Below are 25,357 nucleotides of genomic sequence, written 5' to 3' on the forward strand. Positions count from 1 at the left end.
CTATATATTGTTGCTTTTTAATGTTTGTTCTTGAAGTTCTATTGTCAAGGGGTCAAGAAGTTGATCAAGTTCTCCTTGCATAAATTCTTCTAATTTATAAAGAGTGATGTTTGCTCTGTGATCTGTTATTCTATTTTGAGGGAAATTATAGGTTCTAATTCTTTCAGATCTATCTCCTGAGCCGACTTGTTGTTTTCTATTGTTTGATCTTTGTTCTTGTTTTTTGGAATCTTCAAATTCATAAAGTCTTGCTCTTAATATTTTCATTGCTTGATCTTTGTTTTTATGTTGACTTCTTTCATTTTGACACTGTACAACAATTCCTGTTGGCAGGTGTGTTATTCTTACTGCAGAATCAGTTGTATTAACGTGTTGTCCACCAGCCCCAGATGATCTGTAAACATCAATTCTTAAATCTTTTTCATTAATATCAATTTCAGTTTCTTCAATATTAGGTAGTACTGCTACAGTAGCAGCTGAGGTTTGAAGTCTTCCGTTAGACTCTGTTATAGGAATTCTTTGCACTCTGTGAACACCACTTTCGTATTTTAATTTTTTAAATACATCTTTTCCTTTAATTTCAAAGATTATTTCTTTAAATCCCCCAAGTTCTGTTTCATTGAAGTTTATGATTTCTGTTTTCCATTTTTTTTTCTCTGAATATTTTATATACATGCTATAAAGATTATTTGCAAAAAGAGCAGCTTCTTCTCCACCTGTTCCAGCTCTAATTTCAATTATTATATTTTTACTATCATTTTCATCTTGAGGTAAAAGTAATATTTTTATTTCATGTTCAAGATTTTCCTTTTTTTTATCTAGATCAATTAGTTCTTGCTTTATTAGCTCTTTCATTTCTTGTTGCTCTTCTTTTTCCAAGATGGTTTTGTTATCATTAATTTGATTTAGTATGTTTTCGTATTCAATCTTTTTAGTATTTATTTTTTCTAAGTATGTATATTCTTTTATTATTTTTGAATATTTTTTTTGATTTTTAATTAGATTTATGTCTTGCAATTTTTCTTCTATCGACTTAATTCTGCTTGTTGCTGAATTTAATTTTTCTAAAAACATTATGATTTCTCCTGAAAGATAGTAATAGTTTATATTAATTTTAGGTTTTTTTGTTAGACTTTTTAGTAAATTTAGTGTTAAAATGCCCGTTTTTATGTTTTATTTTAATATTCTTTTTTAAAAACTGCTTTTCTAAAATAAATAGAATAAGCCTGAATAAAAAAATCAATTATATTTTTTTATGTTTTTTTATATAATGAATGTTATTAAGTTGGATATTAAAGTTAGATTAGGTTTTATTGTATTTATATATAGATTGAGCTTTGCGTATTATTTATGGTTGTGTTCAAAGTAGTTAAAGTTATGTCTTTGATAAACCGATTTAAAAGGGGTATTTATGTTAAATGAAAAAATTTTGGATGCTTTAGAGGATCTCTCAAAGATTTCTGATGATCAACTTCTTGATGTTACTGAAAAATCAAAAAGAGGATATCAGTTGATTAAAGAAGAAAGACTTTCTGAAGCAGAAAGTTTGTTTTCTAACATCCTTGAAAAGGACAATGAGAACAATTATGCTCTTGTTGGGCTTGGGGATATTGAAAGGAAAAAGAATAATTACGATAAAGCAATAGTTTATTATCAAAGATGCCTTATAAAGCATCCAAACAATAATTATGCTCTTTTTGGACTTGGAGATTGTTACAGAAATTTGGATAATTATAAAAAAGCTACAGACATATGGGAAGAGTATTTAAAATATGATCCTGAGAATATAACGGTTTTAACAAGAGTTGCGTCGTCTTACAGGAAATTAAAAAATTTTCAAAAATCCAAGCAAACGTATCTTAAAGTAATGGAATTAATGCCTGAGAATGATTATGCGCTTGTAGGGATTGGCCATTTGTATTACGACTTTAAAGAATATAAAGAGGCTTTAAAGTATTGGCTTAAAATGTATGAATTAAATCAATCCAAGGTTGATGTTAGAGTATTAACTTCAATTGGCAATTGTTATCGTAAGCTAAGGGAATTTACCAGAGGGATTTATTTTTTTAAAAAAGCCTTAGAAATTTCACCCAGCAATTTTTATGCTATTTTTGGACTTGCTGATTGTTATAGGGGAAATAAGGAGTATAAAGAGGCTTTAAAATATTGGCTTGATATTATCGAAAAAGATCCAAAAAATAATTTGGTTCTCACAAGAGTAGGAGATGCTTATCGCTATTTGAATGATTATGAAAATGCTCAAATTTATTATAAAAAGGCCCTTGATGTTGATTTTGATATGTTTGCTATACTTGGACTTGCTCTTATTCAAAAGGAGCAAGGTAAATATGAAGAAGCATTAATAGCGATTAAAAGCTTAATAAAAAACAATCCCAAAAATTCAGCATTATATGTGAGTGCTGCTGAATGTTATGAAGCATTGGGTCAGATTGGAAATGCTGTTGATATTTTATCAAGCTTTTTACATCTTGGCATGAAAAATATTATTGTTATTGACTACCTTACAGCTCTTAGGAAAAAAATGGAATGATGAACTGTGTACTTGAAACTGAAAAATCTATTTTTTTTGATAAATTAATAGATACTCATGTTCATTTTTATGAATTAAAGAAAAGATCTTTAGATGTCAATTATATTATTAATGAATGTTTTAAAAACGGCTTTTCTTATTTTCTTGACGTTGGTTTACATCCCGATGATTTTAATAGTAGAAAAGATCTTTTAAGCTCATATTCTAATGTGTTTTTAACAGCAGGTATTCATCCTTTAAATTTAGGTGATAATTTTAAAGATGATATCAAACAGCTTGAAAAGATTTTAATTAGTGAAAATGTTGTTGCCGTTGGCGAGATAGGTCTTGATTATTTTAAGGCAGATAACAAGAGATTGCAAATCAAAGTTTTTGAAGAGCAATTATATTTGGCTGGTAGATATAAAAAGCCAGTTATTTTACATATAAGAGATGCTTATGATGATGCCTATAATATTGTAAAGTCTTTAAATTTTTTAAATAGGGGTATATTACATTGTTATTCAGGAAGTTATGAGCATGCTAAAAAATTTATTGATTTGGGATTTAAAGTTTCTTTTTCAGGTAATATAACTTTTAAAAATGCAGAACCTTTAAGGATTGTTGTTGGAAAATTAAATGCTAACGATCTTTTAATAGAAACGGATAGTCCTTTTTTAGCCCCAGTGCCGTTAAGAGGTAAAATAAATTCCCCCTTGTTTTTAGGATATGTATGTCTTGAGATTGCAAGGATTAAGAATTGCTCTGCTAATGATATTGCTATTGCCGTATACAATAGCTTTAAAGATCTTTTATTGTTACATTAAATTGCTTATTTATAACTATTTGCGTGCATATTATTGGTTGCAAATTTAATCATTTTTATTGTTTATAAATATTAAATTCATATTGAAAATTTTTTTCAACTTCTTTTACTATTCTCATTAAATCAGATTCTTTAAGGGTGATTAAATATTTTAGCTTAATAATTTTTAAGTCTTTTCTTGTATTGCCAATTAATACAAATTTTATATTTTTGAAAAAAGGCGAATTTGATATCTTTTTTAAAATAATATTATTATCTCTTAAAGAGAACAATATTATTGTTTGTATTTGGGGAGTAATAAATGTTTTTATATAGGATATGTTTGCTTCGTTTATTAGGGTAATATTAATATTTTTTTCTTGGCTTTTTTTTTCCAAGTATTCAAGATCTTCGTTATTTAGAGATTTGTCTCTAAATAGTAATGTTTTTTGCAAGTCTATTGATTTTCCGTTAAGTAAGAGATCAATAGACTTTTTGAGAGAAAATTTTATTTTTGATAGATGAAAAATTTTCTCTTTTAGAATTTCGTTATTTAGTATTTCAGTGGTTGATTTGTGGGTTAATAGTATTTTTTTTGTTGTTTTAAGCTTGTCTTTTGTAATTTCTAAATTTTTATCATTTATAAATAATATTTTGTTTTTTATGAATGGAGTTTTTTGAATTTCAAAAAAATATTCGGTTGCATCCGAGAAAATTATTGCATAATCAAATTGTTTTTCAATAATGGAATATTTTTTGCATCCTTGTGTTAAAATTGCTAAGATCGCAATTACAACGAGTGTTTTTGGGCCAGTCATTTTATTTTCTAACATACTTATTATTAATTGCTATGAGTATTAAAACTAATGCAAATATTGTTAAGGCATAGATGCGCATATTAGTTAGAATTAATGTTTTTAAGGTTGTAATAAATAATCCTAAGAATAGAATAGGAGAAAGAATGATTTTGTATTCTTTTACTGAGTATTTTTGGCATTTTTTAATTTTCTTTTCAAAGATTATTGCTGAAAATATTAACTCTATTGCATTAAGTATTGGTAATTCAATATATTCATAGATTCCAAAAACTTTGCTATTTAGGATTGCTATTTCTAGGTTTTTAGAAAATATTAGTCCGAATGCGAAATATATAAGAATTGTTAAATTTACTCTAAATGAAGAATTTTCATTTAGAGTAAAAAAAAATATAAATATTAATAGTGGGAATATATAGTAGTATAAGTGTTCTTTGATAAATATGGAAATTCCTAGGCCTATTATTGATGTATAATTTAATTCAAATGGTCTGTATAAAATAAATTCTTGAGTTAAATAAAGAAAAGAAAAAAATGTTATTGCAAAAAATATTGCTAAAACATGTGCTTGGGTATTTTTTGCTTTATTTTGTTTTAACTGGATATTCATATAAATTTTTAACATTAGTGGTAGACTTGTTAATAAAAATAAATTCATTGTAAGTACAATTCTACTTTTAAACGTTTTTTAAATCAATCGATTGACTAAAAACTTGTGTGATTTGGATATTTATTTTTTATTAATGTTATTAATTTTATTACTTTTTGCAAACATTATTCTTAGAATTTACTTTTTAGTGAATGTATATTAAAATTAAGTATTAATTGATTTAGGAGTATATATTTTTTAGATGATAAATAGAAATGCCAATAGAGATAGGGATAGGTCCAGATCAAATGACAAGGAATTGAAAATTAATTACAGAATTAAGGCTCGTGAGGTAAGAGTTATTTTTGAAAATGGAACACAAGAGGTTTTGTCGATTGAAGATGCTATTAAAAAAGCAAAAGAAGCTGGGCTTGATTTGGTTGAGGTTTCTCCCAATGTGTCTCCTCCGGTTTGTAAAATTATTGATTATGGAAAATATAAATTCCATCAAGAAAAGCGTCAAAAAGAGCAAAAAAAGAATCAAAAAGTAATTAAGCTTAAGGAAGTCAGAATGCAACCCAAGATAGATACTCATGACCTTGATTTTAAATCAAAAAACATTTTGAGTTTTCTCAAAGACGGCAATAAGGTTAAAGTTACAATAAGATTTAGAGGTCGTGAACTTGCTCATACATATTTAGGATATGGTATTTTAAATAGTATCCTTGAAAAAGTAGGGGATGTGAATTATGTTTTGGAGTCTGCAGCTAAAATGGAAGGGAAGACAATGTTTTTGATTGTAGCGCCTAAGTTTAAAAAATAAGTATTAAATTAAAGGGGATGAAATGGCAAATAAGATGAAAACACGTAAAAGTGCAAAAAAAAGGTATTCTTTTACTGTAAATGGTAAGGTTAAGTATAAAAAACAAAATTTAAGGCATATTTTGACAAAAAAATCTTCTAAGCGTAAGAGAAATTTAAGAAAATCGGGCAATCTTTCTTGTTTTGAAGTTAAAAGAATTAAAACTTTATTACCTTATGATTAAAATAATTTTAGGAGATAGATATGGCTAGAGCTAAAAACGGTACAGTGCACGTTGCAAGGCGTAAGCGAATTTTAAAAAAGACAAAAGGGTTTTGGGGTACAAAAAAGAGCAATTATAAAAAAGCTAAGGATACCTTGAGAAAGGGTATGATGTATGCTACAAGGGATAGAAAAACTAGAAAAAGAGATTTTAGACGCTTATGGATTTCAAGAATTTCAGCTGCTTTAAGTGATACTGGGGTTAGCTATTCAAGATTTATTGAGGGGTTGTTGAAGTCTAATATAAAAATTAATAGGAAAATTTTGTCTAATTTGGCAATTGAAGATATTGAAGCTTTTAAAAAAATTGTTTTAGAAATAAGAAGGTAAAGAATCAAAACTCCTGGGAGGTTTAATTTTAAGAATTAGAGTTATTTTTTTGCGACATCTCATTAAATTTAGGGATTTGAGTATTTTTAGTCGATGACAGCTAAAAGCAATTCAAAGATTAAGGATAAAAATTCCGCCTTGAAAAATAGCGCTAAATAAAAACATTCTTATGTTGGCTTTTTGGGAGTTTAATTTATATTTAAGGATTATTATTGTGCAGCTTATTTCTCTTAATAATATTGAAAAGCAAGAGAGTTTTATTTATTATAGAAATGTATATTTTGCTGATGTTATTTATAAATATAACGATGTCCTAGAGATCAAAAAAGTAAAGTTTGTAATTGAGGTCACGCCCTTAGGAGAAAAGCATGTCACTATTGATTTTATAGATTTTTTAAATTATCCTGTTTTAAAGTTAATGGTTGCAATTAAAAGGCGTATAATTGATTTGGAATTTAAAGGTAAGCTTCCTTGATTTTAGAATTTAAATCAGAAAAAAAAATGATAAATTTTTCCAAATCTTTTTTTTATCCTTTACCAATTGGTAAAATATTTGTTTTAAGCGGTGATATGGGATCTGGGAAAACCAGTTTTTTAAAGGGGCTTGCTCTTAACCTTGGAATTTCTTATTTTACAAGTCCAACTTATAATATTATTAATGTTTATGATTTTATAGATTTCAAGTTTTATCATGTTGATTTATATCGGGTGTTTTCTTTGGAAGAATTTGAGCTTATTGGAGGATTGGAAATGCTTGTGGATCTTGACTCAATTATTGCTATTGAATGGCCACAAATTGCTTTAAGTATTCTTCCAAAAGACAGATTATTTTCTTTGGCTTTTAAAATAGTCGGTTCAGGTAGGGTTATAGAATTTAATGGTTAATGCGCTTGCATTTGAATATTCATATAAAGCATTGATAGTTTATTGTAGAATTAACAATAAGAATTTTTCATTAGTTGAGCTTAAATCAAATTTTAATTTCAGTATTCCAAAAATTTTCAATAATTTTGTAATTAAAAATGACATTGATCTTAATCAAATTAAATTAATTATAAATTCTTGTGGTCCTGGTTCTTTTACTGGTCTTAGAGTTAGTTTGAGTTTTGTAAAAGGCCTTGCTTTAGGTCTTTCTATTCCTTTTGTCAATATTTCTACATTGGATGTTTTTGCAAATTTATTTAAAGATAGTTCTAGTGTAATTGTATTAACTTTTACTGCTGGCAAATATTTTCTTGGGCATTATAAAAATCTCGAATTGGTAGGTAAGATTTTGTGTTTTTCTAAGGAAGATTTGTTTGAATATCTAGGGCAGATTGATTCAAATTCAGTGCTTACTGGTTACAATCTTGAGAATGTTTGTAAGGAATTTAATTATAAATTTAAAATCATTGAAAATTTGAGTTCGTTTGGAAGAATTTTAACAGAACTTGGGATAGCTAAATACTTAAAAAATCGTAAAAGTGATGATATTTTATCGGGACCTCTTTACATAAGACAAAGTGATGCAGAGATTAATTTTCATTCTTAAAATAATGATTGAATAGACTTTTAATTTTGCCTATATTGTGTTTGTCTTTTAGTATTGATTTTTTATTTTCTTCTATAATAAATTCATAAATTTCAGATCTAAATATTTTAATGTTTTCAGGAGCTTTAATTGCGATTTTAACAGTATCTTTTTTTATCTCTAATATTAAAACCTCAATATTAGAGTTTATTTTAATACTTTCATTTACTTTTCTTGACAATACTAGCATCTTTATTCCTTGAAAACTTTATGGCGTAGGGAGTATTTTTCATTTGTGCATATAGCCTGTTTTCCAAGTAATTTTTTTTTGTTTATTATGATTGGTGCTTTTAGGTTAGCTGTAATGTCTTTGTAATCATTGACATGCATATTGATTATGCATAGTATAACTTTTTCATCTTCTGCTTTTGCATCAATGTCTGACCAATCTTTTTCCTCGATATTTGGCAAGTATTCGTTTAAAAAATTAAAAGGAGATGTTACTAAAAAACTGACGTCTTTATTGATGGATTGCATAATAGAAAAAGGCTTATGCTTAGAGTCTTTTATTATAAATGTTTTAATGTTTTCAAATCCAAGTATTCCTTCAGGGAAATCGAATTCTATACCTATGCTGTTTTCATTTGTCATCCTATTTTATAAAATCCAATAAAGTTGTTTGCATTATTTTAGCAGAAATCCCTAAAGATACTTGATAAGCCAAGCTTGCCATATTTAAATTAGTTATTGCTTTTGTTACGTCAAGATCTGTATATTGAACCATATCTTCTTTCATGTCTGCAGTCTCCTTACTTATTCTTTCGTAGCTCCTATCAAGTCTATTTTCTTTTGCGCCAAGATCTGCAACGGATATAAGTAATCTTTTTAAGCTCTCATCAATTTCTGCTAGGCTTCTACTCCCAACAAGCTCTTCTTTATTATTGTAAAGTGCATCTCTGAGCTCAATAAGCGCATCAAAAATAGATCTGCTTCTAACTTCTGTATTGCTAGCAAGGTTGTAAGGAGGTAGTTTGGTATCATTGTTTTTAGTAAGTATCCCAAGTGTTTGTAAAACATTTGATTCTTCTGCTTCTGTTATCCAAATTTGGTGTGGAGTTGTAGTTTTAATAGACAATGAGTTTAAAACGGGATCAATACTTGCTTCAACAGGCGCTGAAGATTCATTTATTTTTGCAACAATGTCAAGAGCAGTATCCCCTGTTGTTAGTCCTATTTCAATATTGTCAATATAAATTTTTGTATTTTCTTTTACGGTAAATCCATTAGTGTTTATTGATGAGATAATATTTTGGTTTTGTGAGAAAAATATTTTATTCCCAGGATAATTATTTGATATATACACTTCATTGTATACTTCTGTTTTTTTTTCGGCTTGGTTGCCGTTATATTCTACTTTGATTATTTGAGGACCTTCACCTTCTTTGCTTATTTTGCTTACTTTATTCTCTCTAGTAACTTTAAATGCCTCGCTATCAATCTTGGTCCCCGAGAATATGCTGTATCCATTAGGCCCTTTAGCGTTTGCTATTGCAACAGTATCTTCGAGTAAAGCATTTACTTCTTTTGATATCATTTTTTTGTCATCTGCTTCGTAAGTTCCGCTTGCTCCTTGAATGGCAATTTCTTTAGCTCGTGTTAAAATATTTGTAAGAGATTGTAAGTACCCTTCTGCATACCGTAGGTTACTTTTAGAAGTGTTAATATTTTTTGTATATACATTTAGCTTAAATATGTCGTTATCTAGCCTTATTGTGTGAGTAACGCCTGTTGGATCGTTTCTTAGTTTTACAATCCTTTTGCCGCCTTTGTATAAGTTTTCTAAAAGTTTTGTAATTTTAGACTCTTGCTCTGCTGCAGAGGTTTTTAAATTTTCATATGTTAATGGATGGCTTACTCTATTTATCATACTTATACTCCCATTTTATTTATTACTGTGTCTATTAGCTCAGCAGAAACAGTGATAAATTTACTTGCTGCAATAAAGGCTTGTTGAAATTCGATCATGTTTGCAAGTTCTTCATCCTTGTTTACTCCAGAAATAGACATTCTTAGATCTGTCAAATCTTTTAATATTTGAGATTGGCTTTCTTTTGTGATTTCTGATATTTGTCCTTTTATCGCGATATTTGATGCTGTATTTGCAAAGTAATCATTTAATGTTAAATTTTTGCCAATCATAATCTGAGAATTTCCAAAAGAGGAGATTCTCAGTGCTGCTTGATTATCCCCAATAGATATTTCATTTGTTAGATTTTTGATTCCCGATGCTATTTTTGAAGGATCTGAGTCTATCGTGTCTGCAACTTTTATCCATGCTGCAGGATTTTTTAAAGGCGAGATTGAATAAGTGGATTTGGGCGTTAATTTGTCTGTTGTGTCAATATTTTTATAATCATAAGCCCCCTCAGGTCCAGATTCATTTAATATTCCTGTATATTTTGTTAGAAATAATCCAGAATCTTCTATATGCTTGATTCTAAATGTTATGTTCTCATTTTCTTGTTCTTTAACTGCTTTGATTTCAAGCTTGCCTTCTGAGTTAATTCTTGCTGTAACTTGTGCATCGGAATTGTTTATTCTATTTATAACATCTTGAACCGTATCTGGAGCATTGTAAGGTATTTCTACAATCTCATTGCTATTTGTAGTCTCAAATTTAAGAGTTCCATAAAATCCCAATTTCTCTTCTGGGAATATTTCGTTTGTGCTATTAATTTTGAAAATATGAACGGAATCAAATTGGCCATTTCCGTTAGTATCATATCGACCGCGATCGTCAGTTAGTTTGAGTTCTTGATAAAAAAAGCTTCTTCCGCTTTTTTTATCCATTCCATGCCCTGTCTCATGTATTTCGTTAACAAGCTCTATAATGTTGGCAGCTAGATTGTTCAGTTCATTGATTTCATTTTTAATCTCTTCATCTCTTATGTTAAGCAAAGCCCCTAGTTTTCCTGTTTTAAGGTGGACTTTGTCATTATTTGCCCATAAAATGTTCCATCTGGTTCTGGTAGGTCCGTTTGTAGCTTCTAGTTTAAATTCATTAGCAATTGAACCTTGTACAAGGTGTCTTCCTTCTGAGTGAATTAAAAATTCATTGGGATTCTGTTTGTTTTCAATTGATAGGCTTATTAAATTGCCCAATTTTTCAACCATTAAATCTCTTGCATCCATTAAGTCATTTGGATTGTCTTTCATTGCTTGAGATTTTGAAATTTGTTTATTAAGATTTGCAATGTTTCTAATGTAATTGTTTGCCTCATCTGTTGTAATTTTTATTTCATCGTTTGCCATTATGTAAATTCTTTCAAGCGAATGGAATCTGCTTCTTATTCCCTCGCAAAAAGATTTGCCTCTTTCTAAGATTATCTTTCTTTCTGCCAAACCTTGTGGTTGATTTGCTAGATCATGCCAACTTTCCCAAAAATCATTTAATCTTTTTCTTATTGACTGATCTTCAGGTTCGTTATAAACATCTTCTAACATTGATGTAAATTTGTCTTGCGAAGTCCAGTATCCTAGTCGGTGTGATTCTTCAATGATCCTTGTGTTAAGTAGTTCGTCTTTTACTCTGTCTATAGATTGAACTACGATTCCCTGACCCAATTGTCCTTGTTTTTTAGCTCTGTTTAGTTGTGGAGCATAAAGAGGAATTGCGGTTTTTATTGTTACTCTTTGCCTTGAATATCCAGGTTTTGTAGCATTGGATAAGTTGTGACCAACTGTATTCATAGCATCTTTATGTGCAAATAAACTTCTTTTGCCAATTTCTATTCCTGAGAATGTTGAATCCACTCTAAACTCCTTTAAAGTTTTTTATTTATTAAAACGGAAGCTTCATTTGAGCGTCCAATTTTTGGCCCATAAGGGTTTTTGTAAGTTACATTTTCTACACTTTCTTGGATGTCTTGAAATATTATTGCCAACATATCAAGGGATGTGTTTACATAGTTTTGTATTATACAGTTTAAACTTTTGATATTCAGTATTCCAATTTTCAATTTGTGTAGATAGTCGTATATTTCTTTTTTGTAAATTGTAGTCAACTTTTCTACAGCTTCGTAAGTTGACTTAAAGTTTTCATTTTGGGTAAATTTTTTCCAAATTTCATCTCTTTTAATTTCAATTTCTTTAAAATTTTCAAGTGATATTTTTGTTTTGTTTGCAATCTCTTTAAGCCCAATTTCATTTTTATTGTCTATATTTTCTTTTATTTTTAAGTATGATTTATATATCTCGTTTACCAAGAGAAGTTCTTTTTTTAAAACGTCTCTTAGTTCAATTTCAAGTTTTGCTTTCATTTTTATAAGACTAATTATAAGCTATTATAAATATATTTACAAATCAACTTTGTCTTTTTATTATGTTATAATACATTAAAGTATGAGTAAGCTTTTTGAGAGAGATGATGATATTGTAGCTCTTGCAACCCCTTTTTTAAGTAGCGCTTTATGTGTGATTCGTAGCAGTGGTGCTTCTTCTATTTCTAAATTTTCTAAAATCTTTTCAAATCATTCAGCTCTTAATTCAGCGGCTGGAAATACGATTCATTATGGTTATATATTAGATAATGAGAATAATTGCAAGGTAGATGAAGTTGTTGTGTGTTTGTATCGAGCACCAAAAAGCTTTACAGGGCAAGATGCTGTTGAGGTTATAGCTCATGGTTCTGTGATTGGGATTAAAAAGATTATAGATTTATTTTTAAAAAGTGGGTTTAGGATGGCTGAGCCTGGTGAATTTACTTTTCGTTCATTTCTTGCTAAAAAAATTGACCTTACAAAGGCAGAAGCAATTAATGAGATTATTTTTGCTAAGACCAACAAAGCTTATTCTCTTGCAGTTAATAAGCTTTCTGGAGCTTTATTTGTTAAAATAGATACAATAAAAAAATGTATTTTAAATTTTCTCTCAGCTGTTAGCGTTTATCTTGATTATGAGGTTGATGACCGTGAGATTGACATTCCTTTTGACTTGATTTTAAATAGCAAAGTTGAACTTAAAAAATTAATTAATTCTTATAAAGTTTATGAAAAAATCGATCATGGTATTACTTTGGTTTTAGCAGGCTCTGTTAATGCTGGAAAGTCTTCTTTATTTAATTTGTTTCTCAAAAAAGATAGATCAATTGTCTCTTCATATCCTGGTACTACAAGAGATTATATTGAAGCAAGTTTTGAGCTTGATGGTATTTTGTTTAATCTTTTTGATACAGCAGGTCTTAGAGATGCTGACAATTTTGTTGAGAGATTGGGTATTGAGAAAAGTAATTCTTTAATAAAGGAAGCTTCTTTAGTAATTTATGTGATTGATATTAGTTCAAATTTAACAAGAGATGATTTATTATTTATTGATTCGAATAAATCCAATAGTAAGATATTATTTGTTTTAAATAAGATAGATTTAAAGATAAATAAATCTACCGAAGAATTTGTTCGTTCGAGTGTTTTAAATTCTTCAAATTTAATAATGATTAGCATTAAAAATTTAGAAGGAATAGATATTCTTTATGACAAAATAAGGACTTTAATCTCTTATGAGAGGGTAGAGATTGGACTTGATGATATAATAATATCGTCAAGTCGTCAAATACAACTTTTAGAGAAAGCTTATGCTTTGATTTTAGATTTATTGAGTAAAATCGATCGTCAAGTAAGTTATGATATGTTAGCATTTGATGCTTATGAGATTATCAACTGTTTGGGTGAAATAACAGGAGAAGTTAGTAGTGAAGATGTTCTTGACAATATGTTTAAGAATTTTTGTTTGGGGAAATAAATATGGATTTTGACGCAATTGTTATTGGAGGAGGGCATGCAGGGATTGAAGCTGCGCTTGCTATTTCAAGGCTAAATTTTAAAACTTTAATGATTACTCAAAATTTAGATACAATCGGCAAGCTTTCTTGCAATCCTGCTATTGGTGGACTTGCTAAGGGCAATATGGTTAGGGAAATTGATGCTCTTGGCGGTGAAATGGGTCGCATTATTGACTTTAGCATGATTCAGTTTAGAGTTTTAAACAAAAGTCGTGGGCCTGCGGTCCAAGCTCCACGTGCTCAAGCTGATAAATTAATGTACCAAACCAAGGCGAAAGAAACTTTAGAGCGTCAAGATAATCTTGATCTTTTTCAAGATACAGTTGTTGATTTTCTTCTTAATTCTATGAGAAATGAAATTGAGGGTGTTGTTACAGAGCGAGGTAATAAGTTTAGATCAAGTGTTGTAGTACTTACAACAGGGACATTTCTTCGAGGCAAAATATTTATTGGTGAATATAGAGCTAATATGGGTAGACTTGCTGAATTTTCTGCTTATGGACTTGATAAAACTTTACTTGGTCTTGGATTTGAAATGGGTAGGCTTAAAACGGGCACTCCGGCAAGAATTCATAGAAAAAGTGTGGATTTTTCAAAGACTGAGGTTCAATTTGGAGATTCAGACATCATTCCCTTTTCTTTTTCAAATGGCAAGTTAGATAAATCTCAGCTTTCATGTTATGTGACCTACACTAATAAAAGAACTCACGAAATAATTAGTGAAAATATGCACTTGTCACCCCTTTATTCTGGTGAGATTGTGGGCAATGGTCCAAGATATTGTCCTTCTATTGAGGATAAAATAGTAAAATTTAAAGATAAAGACAGGCATCAAATTTTTATTGAGCCTGAAGGGTTTAATACGGAAGAAATGTATCTTAATGGTCTTAGCTCTTCTTTGCCTGAAAATGTTCAGCAAAAATTGATTAATAGTATTGAAGGTCTTGAGCATGCTGTTATTACAAGGCCTGGTTATGCCGTTGAGTATGATTATATAAATCCAATTGAACTTTATCCAAGTCTTGAGAGCAAAAGAGTTAAAGGGCTTTTTATAGCAGGTCAGACCAATGGCTCTTCAGGATATGAGGAGGCAGCAGCTCAAGGGCTAATGGCAGGAATTAATGCTGCTCTTAGACTTCAAAATAAAAAGCCAATGATTCTAACAAGAACTAGTTCTTATATTGGAGTTCTTATTGATGATCTTGTTACTAAAGGTACTAAAGAGCCTTACAGAATGTTTACTTCTAGGGCTGAACATAGACTTAATTTAAGGCACGATACTAGTGATAAGCGTTTGATTAAGATTGGATATGATCTTGGACTTGTTGATGAGGAGAGATATTCAAAATATCTTTTTAAGAAAAGAAGAGTTGAAGAGATAAAGGAGCTTTTAAAGCAAAGGCGTCTTAGTTTAAAAGATATTGCTGATGAACAATTTAAAAAACATGTTAACAAAGATTTTTATCATATCTTAAAAGATCCTTCTATTAGTTTAGATAATTTAATAAAGATTGATCCAAGTTTGAGCGATTCAAAAGTAATTTTAGAACAAGTTGAGTTAGATATTAAATATGAAGGCTATATTAATAGACAAAAAGATTTGATTAAAAAACTTCATAATCTAGAACTTGTCAAGCTTCCATTTGATTTTAATTATGGAATTATTGAAGGTCTCTCAAGAGAAGCTAGAGAGAAATTTTCTAAGGTTCAACCAGCTACTCTTGCTCAAGCAAGTCGAATTCCTGGAATAAGAAATACGGATATTACTGTTTTGTTTATATATTTTTCAAATCCTAAAAATAAGGTAGTTTTAAATTTTTCTGTATGATAAGTGACATTGAATTTGCTTTGGCAGAATGTAATTTTCAGTTTGCTTACAAAGATCTTCAGAAAATAAATTTATATATAAAAAGAATTTTACTTTTAAATACCAGATTTAATTTGATTTCAAATAGCAATAGCAACTTCAATTCCATTCTTAATCTACACGTTATAGATTCTCTTTTAGGATTGCCTACTATTAAAGAGGCCAATCCTTCTGAAATTCTTGATGTTGGAAGTGGTGCTGGATTTCCAGGTATTATTTTGGCTATTTTTGATTCTTCTAGAAAATATTATCTTTTAGAGAGAAGTAAAAAAAAATCTACTTTTTTGAAAATGATAAAATTAGAACTTGATTTAGAAAATGTAAAAATTTTAGAATATGAGATTGAAAGAGAAAAGAAGAAGTATGAATTTATTACAATTCGAGCCTTTAGAAGTATGAATGAATATGCGTTAGTTTTAAAGAATCTTTTAAAGAATGGGGGTTTGATTATGGCATATAAGGGTAAATTTGATAGAATTAACCTTGAAGTCAATCAAATTAAAGATTTGTTTAGTAAAATAGAAGTAAAGTCTTTAAATTCAAAATTAAGCGCAGAGAGAAATTTAGTTTTGCTTTACAAATAATATTATTATCGTTTGGGTTTAATTTATATTTTAGAGTGATTTTGACTAGGAGTATTATGAAGAGTAGTTTTCAGATAGATTCAGAAGTAGAGAATGCATTACATTTGATAAATAAATTTAGAAGAGAAGTTGCAAGCAGGGTTCTTGGTCAAAAAGAAATGATAGATGCTATTTTAATGGGACTTTTAACAGAGGGGCATGTTTTGCTTGAAGGAGTCCCAGGTCTTGCCAAAACCCTTGCAATTCAAACTGTATCTGATGTTCTTGATCTTGAGTTTAAGCGTATACAGTTTACCCCAGATCTTTTGCCGTCTGATCTTACAGGTAATATGGTTTATAAAAGTGCTACAGGGACTTTTAAGGTTAGAAAAGGTCCAGTATTTTCAAATGTTATTTTAGCAGATGAAATCAATAGGGCTCCTGCAAAAGTTCAGTCTGCTCTACTTGAGGCTATGGGAGAAAGGCAAGTAACTCTTGGAGACGAAACTCATAAGCTTCCAGATCCATTTTTTGTTCTTGCTACTCAAAATCCAATAGAGCAAGAGGGGACTTATAATTTACCAGAATCTCAGCTTGATAGATTTTTATTAAAAGTTAATGTTAATTATCCATCAGTGCAAGATGAAGTAAGGCTTTTGAAAATATTTTCAGTGGATGGACGTCTTGAAAATATTAAAGTTGCAAAGGTGATGAATGCTTATTCGTTGGTTGACATTAAGAGAACTGTTGGTAGGGTAAAAGTTGATGACAAAATAATGCTTTATATTGTTACTTTAATCTCGGCATCTCGTGAGAAAGATAAAAAAACTTATCCTTTTGCCAAATATATTGAATTTGGTGCATCTCCTAGAGCTTCTCTTAGTTTATTAAAGTGTGCGCGTGTTAATGCTCTTTATGAGGGACGAATATTTGTTCTACCAGAAGATGTTAAAGCTGTGGCTTATAACGTGTTAAGACACAGAATTACGCCATCTTATGAGGCAGAAGTAGAGGAAATGAGTATTGATGATATTATTAAGATGCTTCTTTCTGCTGTAGCACTACCCTAGGAAATAATTTTAAATGGTACAAGATAACGAGATAAATAGTAGTGCTAAAGCTAGGATAAAAGCTTTAAAATTCTTTTCAAGAAAAATGCTTTCAGAGCTTAATTTTGGTGGGTATCGTTCAATTTTTAAAGGACTTGGTCTTGAATTTCATGAATTTAGACCTTATGAGGATTCTGATGATGCTAGATTTATTGATTGGAATGTAAGCTCAAAAGCCGATAGTATTTTTTCAAAGGTTTTCAAAGAAGATAGGGGGATGAATCTGCATCTTCTTGTAGATAATTCACTTTCTATGAGCTTGGGAGACAAGGTAAATAAAAAGGATGTTCAGGATTTATTGGTTTCTATTTTTGCACATATGGCATTTTTTAATAATGATAAAATAGGTGTTACTTTTTTTTCAAGTGGAACAGACAAATTTATACCCTCTAGCAAAGGTCATTTGCATTTAGGATTGATATTAAGTGAAACGATCAATAGAAATCTTAAGCCGGGTAGTAGCTTAGCTTATATTTTTAAAAATACGGCAGAATATTATAAAAAAAGATCTTTGATTATAATTATTTCTGATTTTAAGGCGAATTCTTATTTTAAATCTTTAAATGTTTTGAGCAAGAGACATAATGTTGTTGCTATAAGAATTTCAGATTTTTTTGATGAAAATTTTCCTAAAGTTGGAACTTTGATTTGCGAAGATATTGAAACTGGGGAAAATTTTTTAGTCTCGGGGTTTAGCAAGTCGATATTAACTGGTTATAAAAATTATTGGACACTTGATAAAATAAAATGGAAAAAAGAGTGTATTAAAAAAAATATTAGTTTTATTGAGATTGATACTAAAGAAGATGTTTTTAAAAAACTTAAAATTCTTTTTAAAAAGGGTCAATAAATTTTGAAGGGAATTATTTCAAGCCTTTTTCTTTTTTTAGTTTTATTTTTACATTCTTATGAAATAAAGAATGAAATATTTATGCCGACTCGTTATTATGTAGGTGATTCTGTTGATTTTAAAGTTTCATTAATTTTAGATGATGGTGAAGAGTTTTTCCCTGTAGATTTTAAAGAGATTAAAGATGAATTTGTTGAAGTAAATTCGATTAGCTTTAATAACGCAACAAATGAAATAATAGTTAATTTTGTTTCTTTTTATATTGGAAGTAGCTCTCTTCCTTCTATTTATATTGGAGATGTAATTAGCAATGGTAAGAAAAGCAAGGTTATTCTAGAAAATGTAAAAATTAATACAGATAAACTAGTATCTAATAATTCTGATTTTAAAATTAAAAATATAGAAGGCGTTTTATTTATTCCTGGAACAAGTACCTATTTGTTTTTATTTATTCTTGTTTTGTTTTTGATTCCTTATTTGATTATTAAGCTTTTAAAGCTTTTAAATCGACTTTTAATTTGCTTGATAGTTAAGCATGGACTTAGAAAGCCTTATAAAGTATTGCAGAGGCAGTTTGTTATTTTGTCTAAATATGTTAGAGAAGGCGTAGATCAAGGTACATTTTATAATTTAATAAATTCTTCTTTAAGAGTTTATTTATCTAAAAAAACAGGTTTCAATTTTAATGCGATTACCACAACAGAAATTTCTATAATTTTGCAAGATCTTAAGGTTCCTTATGAGATTCGCTCAACTTTTATTAATACGTTAAGGCTTTCTGATTTTAGTAAATTTAGTGGTGTTGATTTAGTATTTGATAGCTTGGCGTTTGTTTTAGAGGATTTAAGAACTGCAGCATCGAGTTTTGAAGAATTTAATAGAGGTACTAATGTTAACATTTAATGAGCCTTTGTATTTGTTTTTATTAGTAATTTTCCCTATAACAATTTATTTTAATCATTTTTTTAAAAATAGAGGGGGCAAGATAAAGTTTCCAATATCGATTTATGGCAGCTTAAACTCTTTAAAACTTAAAGATTATAGATTAAATTTGATGTATTTTTTTACTTATTCTTTTTTATATTTAGCTGCAATGGTTATGGTGTTTGCTTTAGCAGGGCCTTCGGTTTCAAAAAAGAAGATGATACATCTTAGTGCTGGTGCTGACATTGTCATTGTTCTTGACATATCGCCTAGTATGGGGGCTGTTGAGTTTTCTTCTAAGAATAGACTTGAATTTTCAAAAGAATTGATTAAACGTTTTATTTCTCAACGTGAGAATGATAATATTGGTTTGGTAGCTTTTGCAAAAGATGCTTCAATAGTAGTGCCTATAACAACAGATAGGGATTTTTTTAATAAAAAGTTAGATGATATTTATATTATGGATCTTGGAAATGGATCTGCTTTAGGATTAGGTATTTCTATTGCGCTATCTCATTTAAAGCATTCTGAAGCTCTTAAAAGATCAATAGTGGTTTTAACAGATGGGGTTGTTAATTCAGATGAAATTTATAAAGATCAAGTGATTAACCTTGCTCAAGGTTTAAATGTCAGGATTTATTCTATTGGTATTGGAAGTTCTGAGGAATTTAGTGTTGAGTTTAAATTAAGATCTGGTAAGTTTTATCAAGGAAGTCTAAAAGAGGTTTATGATCCTAGTATGCTTGTTGAGATTTCAAATAAAACCGGAGGACTTTTTTATTCGGTTAATGATGATTTTTCTTTTCAATTTGCAATTCAAGATTTTTCAAAAAAGGAAAATTTGGAGAGAAAAATTAAAATAGCTGTGGACAATAAAGATATTTATAAAGAATTTTTAGTTTTAGCGTTGTGCTTATTACTTATTTATTTTATTTTTTCAAAAATTTTCTTAAAAGAGATACTATGAGTATAAATAATTATAGTGCTTTATACTTTTTTTTAATTTTAATGTGGATTTTTTTTGTATGTGTGCTTGATTTTAGGCGAAATATTCCATTTTTTAAAACCCTAAGCTTTATGTATGGAGACAATTCCTATATTCAAAATTACTACATTAAAAAAGTTCTCATGACAATGTTTTTTATTTTTAGCTTGATTTTTCTAATTTTATCTATCTTGGATATTTCTTGGGGACAAAGAGCTGTTGAGGATGAGAGAAGTAAATTGAGAATTTCTTTTATTTTTGATATTTCTCGTAGCATGTTGAGTGTAGATGAGGGTAAAATTATTAATAGGCTTGAGAGCGCTAAAAATATGATTAGTTTAATTTTAAGCAATTTTGAGAATGCTGAATATTCTCTTACTATTTTTAAAGGTAAGTCTTTATTGGTTTTACCTTTTTCTAAGGATAAAAACAGTTTAAACAAGATGTTAAATTATATAGAGCCTGATTTAATAAGCTCTCCTGGTAGTTTCTTAGGAGATGCTGTTTTTAGTGTAATCTCTAATGTACAAGATGACCCTTATTATAATTTTTTAATTATTTTAACAGATGGTGATGATTGGGGAGAAAATAATTATTATAGGTTTTCTAAATTTGTCAATAATCTCAAGTTAGAAAGTTTTGTGGTTGGGATTGGAGGGAATAATCCCGTTTTATTTGATCATAACGCAATTATTAAAGATAAAAATGATAATCCTGTTAAAACTGTGATAAATGAAGAAAATTTACTTCTTCTTGCCTCTTCTCTTAAAGGATCATATTATAATTTGTATTTAAAAGGGATTAACTTTGTTGTCAATGATATAAGAAATGGTATAATAAGAAAAACGTCAAATGATATTATACTTGTTGATGTATCAAGGTATAAAATTTTTTTGGTTATTTCGTTATTGTTTATTTTTATGTATTTATTTGTCAGGATGATAAAGTGGGACGAAACTTTTTAGCAGTTTTATATGCTTGCTTTTTGTGTTTAGGTTTTTTTTCTTGTTCAAATGTTAAGTCCATGTCTTTGATGGCTATTGGCAATTATGAATATGTTAGAGGAAATTATCAAAATGCAATTTCCAATTATTACAATCTTGTAGAGGATAAAAAATATTCTGCTTGGGGATATTATAATCTTGGCATTGTATACTATTCTTTAGGTGAGTATGAAAGTTCTCTTAGAATATTCTCTTATGCAAAGAAAACCGATGATATTTTTTTAAATTTTAATGTCAATTATAACGAGGGAATAATATACTATAACCAAGGACTTTATCATAAGGCCGAAATGGCTTTTAAGGAGGCTTTAAAAATTAATCCCAGCAGTTATAATGCTAAATATAATCTTGAACTTGCAATAATAAAAAAACGAACAGTGCGCGATAGTTTAAATTCTTTAAGTGTAGAAAAAAGTAAAAATTTTGTTGAAAATAATGAAAATTTTTTAAGGTATATTGAAAATCTTGAGAGGGTTGTATGGTTGAGAAAAATAGACGAGAGCCTAGTTGTTCCAAAAGAAGATTGGTAATATTTTTTATTTATTTTTTTTCAATCGCAAGACTTTATTCGCTTACGGGTATTGATTTTGTTAAAAATATCAAGGTTTTAAGGGGCGACAAATTTATTCAGATCGTAAAGCTTAATAATCCTTTGCAAGATATTGATATAAGTTTATTAAAAGTTGAAATAAATAAAGAAGTTCAATCCAATTCTAATGTTTTGTCAATATCTAGGATAACCGATAGTAATAACTTTTCTTTTGTTGAAATTAAAGTTGAATACCTTTTTGAAGGTCTAGGATTTATTAAAATTCCCCCATTAAAAGTAATTTATAAAGGTGATTTCTATTTATCTTCAGAGGTTGAAGTTAGTGTGCTAAGAGCTGATGAAATAAATTCTTTTGGCCTGCCAGTTGATTTATATTGGGACCTTGATAAAAGAGAGGTTTATGAATATCAAAGCATTGGCATTGTTTTGCGTTCAAATTGGCTTTCAGATAGCAATTCTAATGAAATGTCCGGATTTTTACCTGCTATTAAGGATGCAATGATTGAAAAGATGCCTATATTCGGGGACATTAAATATAGAACTTTTCATAATAAAGAAATTTTAGATGTACCTTTTTATAACTTTGTTTTAACTCCTCTTAAAGGTTCAAAAAATGTTTTGATTCCCAGTTTTTCTTTTAATATTGATTCTGGCCTTGTTAGGGAAACCCCTGAGCTTTTGTTAAAAGTTAAACCTATTCCTAAAGAGGTTAAATCTCTAGCGGTTGGAACTTTTAGAATTGATTATGAGACACCGACTTATTCGACAATTGATCAAGGTATATTTACTATTTTAATAAAAATAACAGGGCAAGGGAATTTTCCACATTTTTACTTTCCAGAGATTGAAACTTATAATTCTAAAATTCTTAATAAAAAGAAAACTTATAGTTTTAAGCCTTCTAAAAGTGGGTACAAGGGCAGTATTTCTCAAGTTTACACAGTTAAGCCGGGTACCAAAGGTAGTGTATTTTTAAATATTGGGGATTTTAATTATTTAAATCCCGATGATGGGACAGTTTATACTCTTAAAGGAAAAAAATTGAAGTACGAATATTCGGGAGAGTTTGACAGTATAAATAAAATACAAAATAATGTAGATTCTGATTTTGAGCTTTTATCTTATGCTGATATTTTGAATTACAAAAATAAAACTTTTTTATTTTTTGTTCCATACTATTATCTACTTTTGATTCCAGGATTTTTATTATCTTTAGCTATTTTAATTAACTATAAAAAATTTTTTGCAGCATCAAGTTTTGGTTTGGTTATTTTAATATTGGCTGTTGGCATTAGTTTAAATGCTGTAAATGATAGTTTATTGTCAGAAAAAAATATAAATGATTTGATTGAAAGCTATAATTCTAAAAATTATGATGCGGCGCTTATCAAGATTGATAATATTCTTAAAAAATATCCAAATTATTCAGGACTTTGGCTAAACAGAGCTCTTGTGTTAAATAAAATGGATAGGGATTTTGATGCTATTTGTTCAGCTTATAAGGCATTTTTAGCTTCTCCAAATAATGAAACCCCATATAAGGTTATTGATTTGATTGAAGCTAAAAATGGAGTTACAGACAGTATTCGTAACAATAGTTTTATCTTTTCTAATATTTTTTTTATTATTAGCTTATTTTTGATAAATTTTTTAGTCGTATCTATTTCTTATAGATTTTTGGCAAAAAATTTAAAAAAAATAATTATATTTTTACTTTTTTCTGCGGTTTGTTTTACTGTGTTTGAAACATATTATTTTTATTCTGAGCAACAATCTGAAGTGGGAATAATTAGGGGGGATTTAGTCTCTCTTTACAAAGTTCCTGATAACTTTTCAAGAAGTTGGAGATTTTTAAAAGGAAATGCAAGTGTTTATATCCTTGACAGCAAAGATGATTTTGTTCTTATTGAAACAAGTTACGGACTTCAAGGCTGGATTCACAAGAATTTTGTTGTATCCTTAAAAGATAATTTGATTTAAAAAACAAATACTTACAATACTTGAAAATATTTTAAAAGGGTTTAATTTTATTTTTCCCTGTATACTATTCTACCTTTTGTAAGATCATAAGGAGAAAGTTCAACTTTTACTTTATCACCAGGAACTATTTTTATGAAATGTTTTCGCATTTTTCCAGATAGATGGGCAAGCACAATGTGTTTGTTTTTAAGTTCTACTCTAAACATGGTATTTGGAAGGGATTCTTTTACAATTCCTTCAGTTTCAATAGCTTCTTCTTTAATGTCCAAGACAACCTCCGAATTTTTCTCTAATAGGATAAATTTTACACGATTAAACATATCATTTCAATTCTTATTTTTAATAAGAAAAGCATTATTGTTTGTTTACATTATAAGAAATTGTGTATATAATTACACGAAGTTTTTTAAAAATGTAATTTATATGGAGGTATCATGCAAAAAGCTAGTTCTGAGCATGAGTTTATTGAAGAGATAAAAAAATTTCTTTCAGCTGAAAAAAAAGAGATATTGGATTCTATCAAGTCTGTAGAAAATAGCAAAAAGGAAATAATTAATAATGATATGTATCCGAAGGATGTTGTTGATATTGCTTTTGATAATATGGATGGAAATAATCTTGAAGCATTAGGTTTTGTTGAAAAGAGAAAGTTGAATTTAATAAATCAAGCTCTTTATAGAATTTCTCAAAATTCTTATGGGAAGTGTTTGGCTTGTGAAAAAGAGATTGCTAGAGAGAGACTTTTAGCAATTCCTTATGCCTTTTTATGTATTAGCTGTCAAACAAAAAAAGAAAAAAAGAGCAAAAGATGATAATCTTAAGCTAGTTATTTAATATTGTAATTTCTACTCGTCTATTTTTAGCCTTTAATGGGGACGATTTAGGATATTTTGGTTTTTGAGATCCCCATCCTTTAAATAGTATTTGGTCTTTGTTTTTTATTTTCATTTTTATCAAATAATTTCCAATTGCACGAGCTCTTTTTTCAGAGAGCTCGTGCATCTCTTCTTCTAATCCGAATTGTTCAGTATGTCCTTCTATTAGTATGTTATTTTTTTTAAATTTTTCAAGAAGTTTAGCTATAAGGTCAAGTTTTTTGTATTCTTTTTGCAGTATTTGAAATGAGTCAGGATAAAATTCAATATCTAAGCTTAAATTAATGCCTTTAGTATTTTTTTCAACGCTAATAGCTTTTATTTTTTTTTCTTGGATATAATTTTCAACTTCAGTTTCAATAAAATTATCATTCGGAAGTTCAATTGAAACTACTTTGCCAAGAGAGTTTCCAGTCATTTTAAAATGTTGATTATTGTTCTGCTTTATTTCAAATATATATTCATCGTTGTATTTATATGTGTTTCCAATTTCATTGTCAAAATAAATTTTTTGGTTTACTTTTTGATAGAAAGAGATGTTTTTTATATTGTATTGTGATTCATAATTCGAAAGAATTATATGGTAATATTTGCCGTTGTGTTCTTCTTTGCCTTTATATTCGTAGTTAACATTAAATTTTACAATGAAATCTTTTATACTTCTATCTATTTTTGAAGCTTCTATATATTCTTCTGCAGGATATGTCCATTTTTCATTTATTTTGATAGGTGTTTTTGGAAATCTTGGAATGCCTCTAACAGAGGGTCTTTTTTGATTTGCTCCTATTATATATTCTCCTTGCTTATTTACGCTGAAGGTTTCTTCAAACTCTTCATTTAATAGGTAAGGTTCATGAATATTTTCTCTTTTTAAGATTCTAAAAAAAGCTTTAATGTTTACGAATTCTTCTTTTGTGTCTTTTATCTCACTTGAAATTTGAATATTGGTTGTAGAACTTGAATTAAAATGGTTGTTGAAATATATTTTTTGATTATCTGTACCTTCTAATCTAAATTTTGTGCCTTTAATGTATTTGAATTCAAAAATTTCAGCAGACAAAGCTAAGTTTTGAACTAAAAATAATAGCAACAATAGTATGGTTGCTTTGGTACCCATTAATAGATTTTATCATAAAAGTATTTAATTTTTA

Annotated in this window: 29 protein-coding genes; 19 read left to right on the plus strand and 10 right to left on the minus strand. The window is 28.7% G+C overall.

The window, feature by feature from the left end; translation table 11 throughout:
• Window positions 1-1,074 carry a peptide chain release factor 1 gene (gene prfA, locus HNP63_RS03320; RefSeq protein WP_011600883.1) on the minus strand — a complete coding sequence of 358 codons (1,074 nt, stop codon included), beginning with the start codon at window positions 1,072-1,074 and terminating at the stop codon, window positions 1-3.
• 337 nt (window positions 1,075-1,411) lie between these two features.
• Here prfA and HNP63_RS03325 point away from each other — a divergent pair, with 337 nt between their 5' ends.
• Window positions 1,412-2,551: a tetratricopeptide repeat protein gene (locus HNP63_RS03325; RefSeq protein ID WP_073999189.1), complete on the plus strand. Its 1,140-nt coding sequence runs from the start codon at window positions 1,412-1,414 to the stop codon at window positions 2,549-2,551.
• The gene (locus HNP63_RS03330; RefSeq protein WP_183227202.1) at window positions 2,548-3,357 is read left to right on the plus strand and encodes a TatD family hydrolase; all 810 of its coding nucleotides are present in this window, start codon (window positions 2,548-2,550) and stop codon (window positions 3,355-3,357) included. The genes HNP63_RS03325 and HNP63_RS03330 overlap by 4 nt, the downstream gene beginning before the upstream one ends.
• A gap of 55 nt (window positions 3,358-3,412) precedes the next feature.
• Here the strand turns inward: HNP63_RS03330 and HNP63_RS03335 are convergent, their stop codons facing one another.
• The gene (locus HNP63_RS03335) at window positions 3,413-4,153 is read right to left on the minus strand and encodes a hypothetical protein (protein WP_183227296.1); all 741 of its coding nucleotides are present in this window, start codon (window positions 4,151-4,153) and stop codon (window positions 3,413-3,415) included.
• A 1-nt stretch (window position 4,154) separates the two neighbouring features.
• Window positions 4,155-4,808: a hypothetical protein gene (locus tag HNP63_RS03340; RefSeq protein WP_183227204.1), complete on the minus strand. Its 654-nt coding sequence runs from the start codon at window positions 4,806-4,808 to the stop codon at window positions 4,155-4,157.
• Window positions 4,809-5,001: 193 nt separating this feature from the next.
• Here HNP63_RS03340 and infC point away from each other — a divergent pair, with 193 nt between their 5' ends.
• The 6 genes from infC (at window position 5,002) to tsaB (ending at window position 7,684) form a co-directional block, all read left to right on the plus strand.
• Window positions 5,002-5,562 carry a translation initiation factor IF-3 gene (infC, locus tag HNP63_RS03345; protein WP_004790224.1) on the plus strand — a complete coding sequence of 187 codons (561 nt, stop codon included), beginning with the start codon at window positions 5,002-5,004 and terminating at the stop codon, window positions 5,560-5,562.
• 22 nt (window positions 5,563-5,584) lie between these two features.
• Complete coding sequence (gene rpmI, locus HNP63_RS03350) at window positions 5,585-5,785, plus strand: 50S ribosomal protein L35 (RefSeq protein WP_004790647.1); 201 nt, start codon at window positions 5,585-5,587, stop codon at window positions 5,783-5,785.
• A 20-nt stretch (window positions 5,786-5,805) separates the two neighbouring features.
• Window positions 5,806-6,153 carry a 50S ribosomal protein L20 gene (gene rplT, locus HNP63_RS03355; protein WP_004790477.1) on the plus strand — a complete coding sequence of 116 codons (348 nt, stop codon included), beginning with the start codon at window positions 5,806-5,808 and terminating at the stop codon, window positions 6,151-6,153.
• A 214-nt stretch (window positions 6,154-6,367) separates the two neighbouring features.
• Window positions 6,368-6,628 carry a hypothetical protein gene (locus HNP63_RS03360; RefSeq protein WP_011600877.1) on the plus strand — a complete coding sequence of 87 codons (261 nt, stop codon included), beginning with the start codon at window positions 6,368-6,370 and terminating at the stop codon, window positions 6,626-6,628.
• Entirely contained in the window at window positions 6,625-7,038 is a 414-nt protein-coding gene (gene tsaE, locus HNP63_RS03365) for a tRNA (adenosine(37)-N6)-threonylcarbamoyltransferase complex ATPase subunit type 1 TsaE (RefSeq protein WP_004790148.1), read from the plus strand. Before HNP63_RS03360 ends, tsaE begins: the two co-directional genes overlap by 4 nt.
• Window positions 7,031-7,684: a tRNA (adenosine(37)-N6)-threonylcarbamoyltransferase complex dimerization subunit type 1 TsaB gene (tsaB, locus tag HNP63_RS03370; protein ID WP_183227206.1), complete on the plus strand. Its 654-nt coding sequence runs from the start codon at window positions 7,031-7,033 to the stop codon at window positions 7,682-7,684. Before tsaE ends, tsaB begins: the two co-directional genes overlap by 8 nt.
• Here tsaB and csrA read toward each other — a convergent pair.
• The 5 genes from csrA to HNP63_RS03395 are packed head-to-tail and all read right to left on the minus strand — an operon-like array spanning window position 7,668 to window position 11,982.
• Entirely contained in the window at window positions 7,668-7,913 is a 246-nt protein-coding gene (gene csrA, locus HNP63_RS03375) for a carbon storage regulator CsrA (protein WP_004790391.1), read from the minus strand. The genes tsaB and csrA overlap by 17 nt on opposite strands.
• Window positions 7,914-7,915: 2 nt before the next feature.
• A complete protein-coding gene (gene fliW / locus HNP63_RS03380; protein ID WP_011600875.1) occupies window positions 7,916-8,314 on the minus strand; it encodes a flagellar assembly protein FliW in 399 nt (132 codons plus the stop codon).
• 1 nt (window position 8,315) lies between these two features.
• Complete coding sequence (locus HNP63_RS03385; protein WP_183227208.1) at window positions 8,316-9,590, minus strand: flagellar hook-associated protein 3; 1,275 nt, start codon at window positions 9,588-9,590, stop codon at window positions 8,316-8,318.
• 2 nt (window positions 9,591-9,592) lie between these two features.
• The gene (gene flgK / locus HNP63_RS03390; RefSeq protein ID WP_183227210.1) at window positions 9,593-11,476 is read right to left on the minus strand and encodes a flagellar hook-associated protein FlgK; all 1,884 of its coding nucleotides are present in this window, start codon (window positions 11,474-11,476) and stop codon (window positions 9,593-9,595) included.
• Between the two features lie 11 nt (window positions 11,477-11,487).
• Window positions 11,488-11,982, minus strand: a complete 495-nt coding sequence (locus tag HNP63_RS03395) for a hypothetical protein (protein WP_004790428.1) — start codon at window positions 11,980-11,982, stop codon at window positions 11,488-11,490.
• A gap of 82 nt (window positions 11,983-12,064) precedes the next feature.
• Here HNP63_RS03395 and mnmE point away from each other — a divergent pair, with 82 nt between their 5' ends.
• Genes mnmE through HNP63_RS03445 form a run of 10 tightly spaced genes read left to right on the plus strand, consistent with a single transcriptional unit; the run spans window position 12,065 to window position 23,331 of the window.
• Window positions 12,065-13,459, plus strand: coding sequence for a tRNA uridine-5-carboxymethylaminomethyl(34) synthesis GTPase MnmE (gene mnmE / locus HNP63_RS03400; protein WP_044052143.1), 1,395 nt, complete (start codon window positions 12,065-12,067; stop codon window positions 13,457-13,459).
• Between the two features lie 2 nt (window positions 13,460-13,461).
• On the plus strand, window positions 13,462-15,327 hold the full coding sequence (gene mnmG, locus HNP63_RS03405) for a tRNA uridine-5-carboxymethylaminomethyl(34) synthesis enzyme MnmG (RefSeq protein WP_183227212.1): 1,866 nt from the start codon (window positions 13,462-13,464) through the stop codon (window positions 15,325-15,327).
• Window positions 15,324-15,950 carry a 16S rRNA (guanine(527)-N(7))-methyltransferase RsmG gene (gene rsmG / locus HNP63_RS03410; RefSeq protein ID WP_183227214.1) on the plus strand — a complete coding sequence of 209 codons (627 nt, stop codon included), beginning with the start codon at window positions 15,324-15,326 and terminating at the stop codon, window positions 15,948-15,950. The genes mnmG and rsmG overlap by 4 nt, the downstream gene beginning before the upstream one ends.
• A 56-nt stretch (window positions 15,951-16,006) precedes the next feature.
• Complete coding sequence (locus HNP63_RS03415; protein ID WP_183227216.1) at window positions 16,007-16,999, plus strand: AAA family ATPase; 993 nt, start codon at window positions 16,007-16,009, stop codon at window positions 16,997-16,999.
• A gap of 13 nt (window positions 17,000-17,012) precedes the next feature.
• Window positions 17,013-17,888, plus strand: coding sequence for a DUF58 domain-containing protein (locus HNP63_RS03420; RefSeq protein ID WP_183227218.1), 876 nt, complete (start codon window positions 17,013-17,015; stop codon window positions 17,886-17,888).
• Window positions 17,889-17,891: 3 nt separating this feature from the next.
• On the plus strand, window positions 17,892-18,791 hold the full coding sequence (locus HNP63_RS03425; protein ID WP_011600869.1) for a hypothetical protein: 900 nt from the start codon (window positions 17,892-17,894) through the stop codon (window positions 18,789-18,791).
• Entirely contained in the window at window positions 18,778-19,779 is a 1,002-nt protein-coding gene (locus tag HNP63_RS03430; protein WP_004790277.1) for a vWA domain-containing protein, read from the plus strand. The genes HNP63_RS03425 and HNP63_RS03430 overlap by 14 nt, the downstream gene beginning before the upstream one ends.
• Window positions 19,776-20,762, plus strand: coding sequence for a vWA domain-containing protein (locus tag HNP63_RS03435; RefSeq protein ID WP_014486347.1), 987 nt, complete (start codon window positions 19,776-19,778; stop codon window positions 20,760-20,762). Before HNP63_RS03430 ends, HNP63_RS03435 begins: the two co-directional genes overlap by 4 nt.
• Complete coding sequence (locus tag HNP63_RS03440) at window positions 20,744-21,331, plus strand: tetratricopeptide repeat protein (protein ID WP_011600867.1); 588 nt, start codon at window positions 20,744-20,746, stop codon at window positions 21,329-21,331. Before HNP63_RS03435 ends, HNP63_RS03440 begins: the two co-directional genes overlap by 19 nt.
• Window positions 21,325-23,331 (plus strand): SH3 domain-containing protein, encoded by a 2,007-nt coding sequence (locus tag HNP63_RS03445; RefSeq protein ID WP_183227298.1) that lies wholly within the window; start codon window positions 21,325-21,327, stop codon window positions 23,329-23,331. The genes HNP63_RS03440 and HNP63_RS03445 overlap by 7 nt, the downstream gene beginning before the upstream one ends.
• 47 nt (window positions 23,332-23,378) lie before the next feature.
• Here HNP63_RS03445 and infA read toward each other — a convergent pair whose 3' ends face one another.
• A complete protein-coding gene (gene infA / locus HNP63_RS03450) occupies window positions 23,379-23,600 on the minus strand; it encodes a translation initiation factor IF-1 (protein WP_004790430.1) in 222 nt (73 codons plus the stop codon).
• A gap of 165 nt (window positions 23,601-23,765) precedes the next feature.
• On the opposite strand from infA, the gene HNP63_RS03455 reads away from it, so the two are divergent.
• Window positions 23,766-24,143 (plus strand): TraR/DksA family transcriptional regulator, encoded by a 378-nt coding sequence (locus HNP63_RS03455; RefSeq protein WP_183227220.1) that lies wholly within the window; start codon window positions 23,766-23,768, stop codon window positions 24,141-24,143.
• Window positions 24,144-24,153: 10 nt separating this feature from the next.
• Here HNP63_RS03455 and HNP63_RS03460 read toward each other — a convergent pair whose 3' ends face one another.
• Complete coding sequence (locus tag HNP63_RS03460; protein ID WP_011600865.1) at window positions 24,154-25,323, minus strand: OmpA family protein; 1,170 nt, start codon at window positions 25,321-25,323, stop codon at window positions 24,154-24,156.
• Window positions 25,324-25,357: the final 34 nt, after the last annotated feature.

The organism is Borreliella afzelii, from assembly GCF_014202295.1.
GTDB lineage: Bacteria > Spirochaetota > Spirochaetia > Borreliales > Borreliaceae > Borreliella > Borreliella afzelii.

Bases quoted from the DNA above. Each gene is read 5' to 3' on its own strand.
- HNP63_RS03335 (WP_183227296.1), bottom strand. From the start codon at position 4,153: ATGACTGGCCCAAAAACACTCGTTGTAATTGCGATCTTAGCAATTTTA.
- HNP63_RS03340 (WP_183227204.1), bottom strand. From the start codon at position 4,808: ATGAATTTATTTTTATTAACAAGTCTACCACTAATGTTAAAAATTTAT.
- HNP63_RS03395 (WP_004790428.1), bottom strand. From the start codon at position 11,982: ATGAAAGCAAAACTTGAAATTGAACTAAGAGACGTTTTAAAAAAAGAA.
- mnmE (WP_044052143.1), top strand. From the start codon at position 12,065: ATGAGTAAGCTTTTTGAGAGAGATGATGATATTGTAGCTCTTGCAACC.
- HNP63_RS03455 (WP_183227220.1), top strand. From the start codon at position 23,766: ATGCAAAAAGCTAGTTCTGAGCATGAGTTTATTGAAGAGATAAAAAAA.
- HNP63_RS03330 (WP_183227202.1), top strand. From the start codon at position 2,548: ATGATGAACTGTGTACTTGAAACTGAAAAATCTATTTTTTTTGATAAA.
- HNP63_RS03435 (WP_014486347.1), top strand. From the start codon at position 19,776: ATGAGTATAAATAATTATAGTGCTTTATACTTTTTTTTAATTTTAATG.
- HNP63_RS03415 (WP_183227216.1), top strand. From the start codon at position 16,007: ATGAAGAGTAGTTTTCAGATAGATTCAGAAGTAGAGAATGCATTACAT.
- csrA (WP_004790391.1), bottom strand. From the start codon at position 7,913: ATGCTAGTATTGTCAAGAAAAGTAAATGAAAGTATTAAAATAAACTCT.
- rplT (WP_004790477.1), top strand. From the start codon at position 5,806: ATGGCTAGAGCTAAAAACGGTACAGTGCACGTTGCAAGGCGTAAGCGA.
- HNP63_RS03420 (WP_183227218.1), top strand. From the start codon at position 17,013: ATGGTACAAGATAACGAGATAAATAGTAGTGCTAAAGCTAGGATAAAA.
- infC (WP_004790224.1), top strand. From the start codon at position 5,002: ATGATAAATAGAAATGCCAATAGAGATAGGGATAGGTCCAGATCAAAT.
- HNP63_RS03430 (WP_004790277.1), top strand. From the start codon at position 18,778: ATGTTAACATTTAATGAGCCTTTGTATTTGTTTTTATTAGTAATTTTC.
- HNP63_RS03385 (WP_183227208.1), bottom strand. From the start codon at position 9,590: ATGATAAATAGAGTAAGCCATCCATTAACATATGAAAATTTAAAAACC.
- tsaB (WP_183227206.1), top strand. From the start codon at position 7,031: ATGGTTAATGCGCTTGCATTTGAATATTCATATAAAGCATTGATAGTT.
- rsmG (WP_183227214.1), top strand. From the start codon at position 15,324: ATGATAAGTGACATTGAATTTGCTTTGGCAGAATGTAATTTTCAGTTT.
- fliW (WP_011600875.1), bottom strand. From the start codon at position 8,314: ATGACAAATGAAAACAGCATAGGTATAGAATTCGATTTCCCTGAAGGA.
- mnmG (WP_183227212.1), top strand. From the start codon at position 13,462: ATGGATTTTGACGCAATTGTTATTGGAGGAGGGCATGCAGGGATTGAA.
- HNP63_RS03460 (WP_011600865.1), bottom strand. From the start codon at position 25,323: ATGGGTACCAAAGCAACCATACTATTGTTGCTATTATTTTTAGTTCAA.
- HNP63_RS03325 (WP_073999189.1), top strand. From the start codon at position 1,412: ATGTTAAATGAAAAAATTTTGGATGCTTTAGAGGATCTCTCAAAGATT.
- prfA (WP_011600883.1), bottom strand. From the start codon at position 1,074: ATGTTTTTAGAAAAATTAAATTCAGCAACAAGCAGAATTAAGTCGATA.
- rpmI (WP_004790647.1), top strand. From the start codon at position 5,585: ATGGCAAATAAGATGAAAACACGTAAAAGTGCAAAAAAAAGGTATTCT.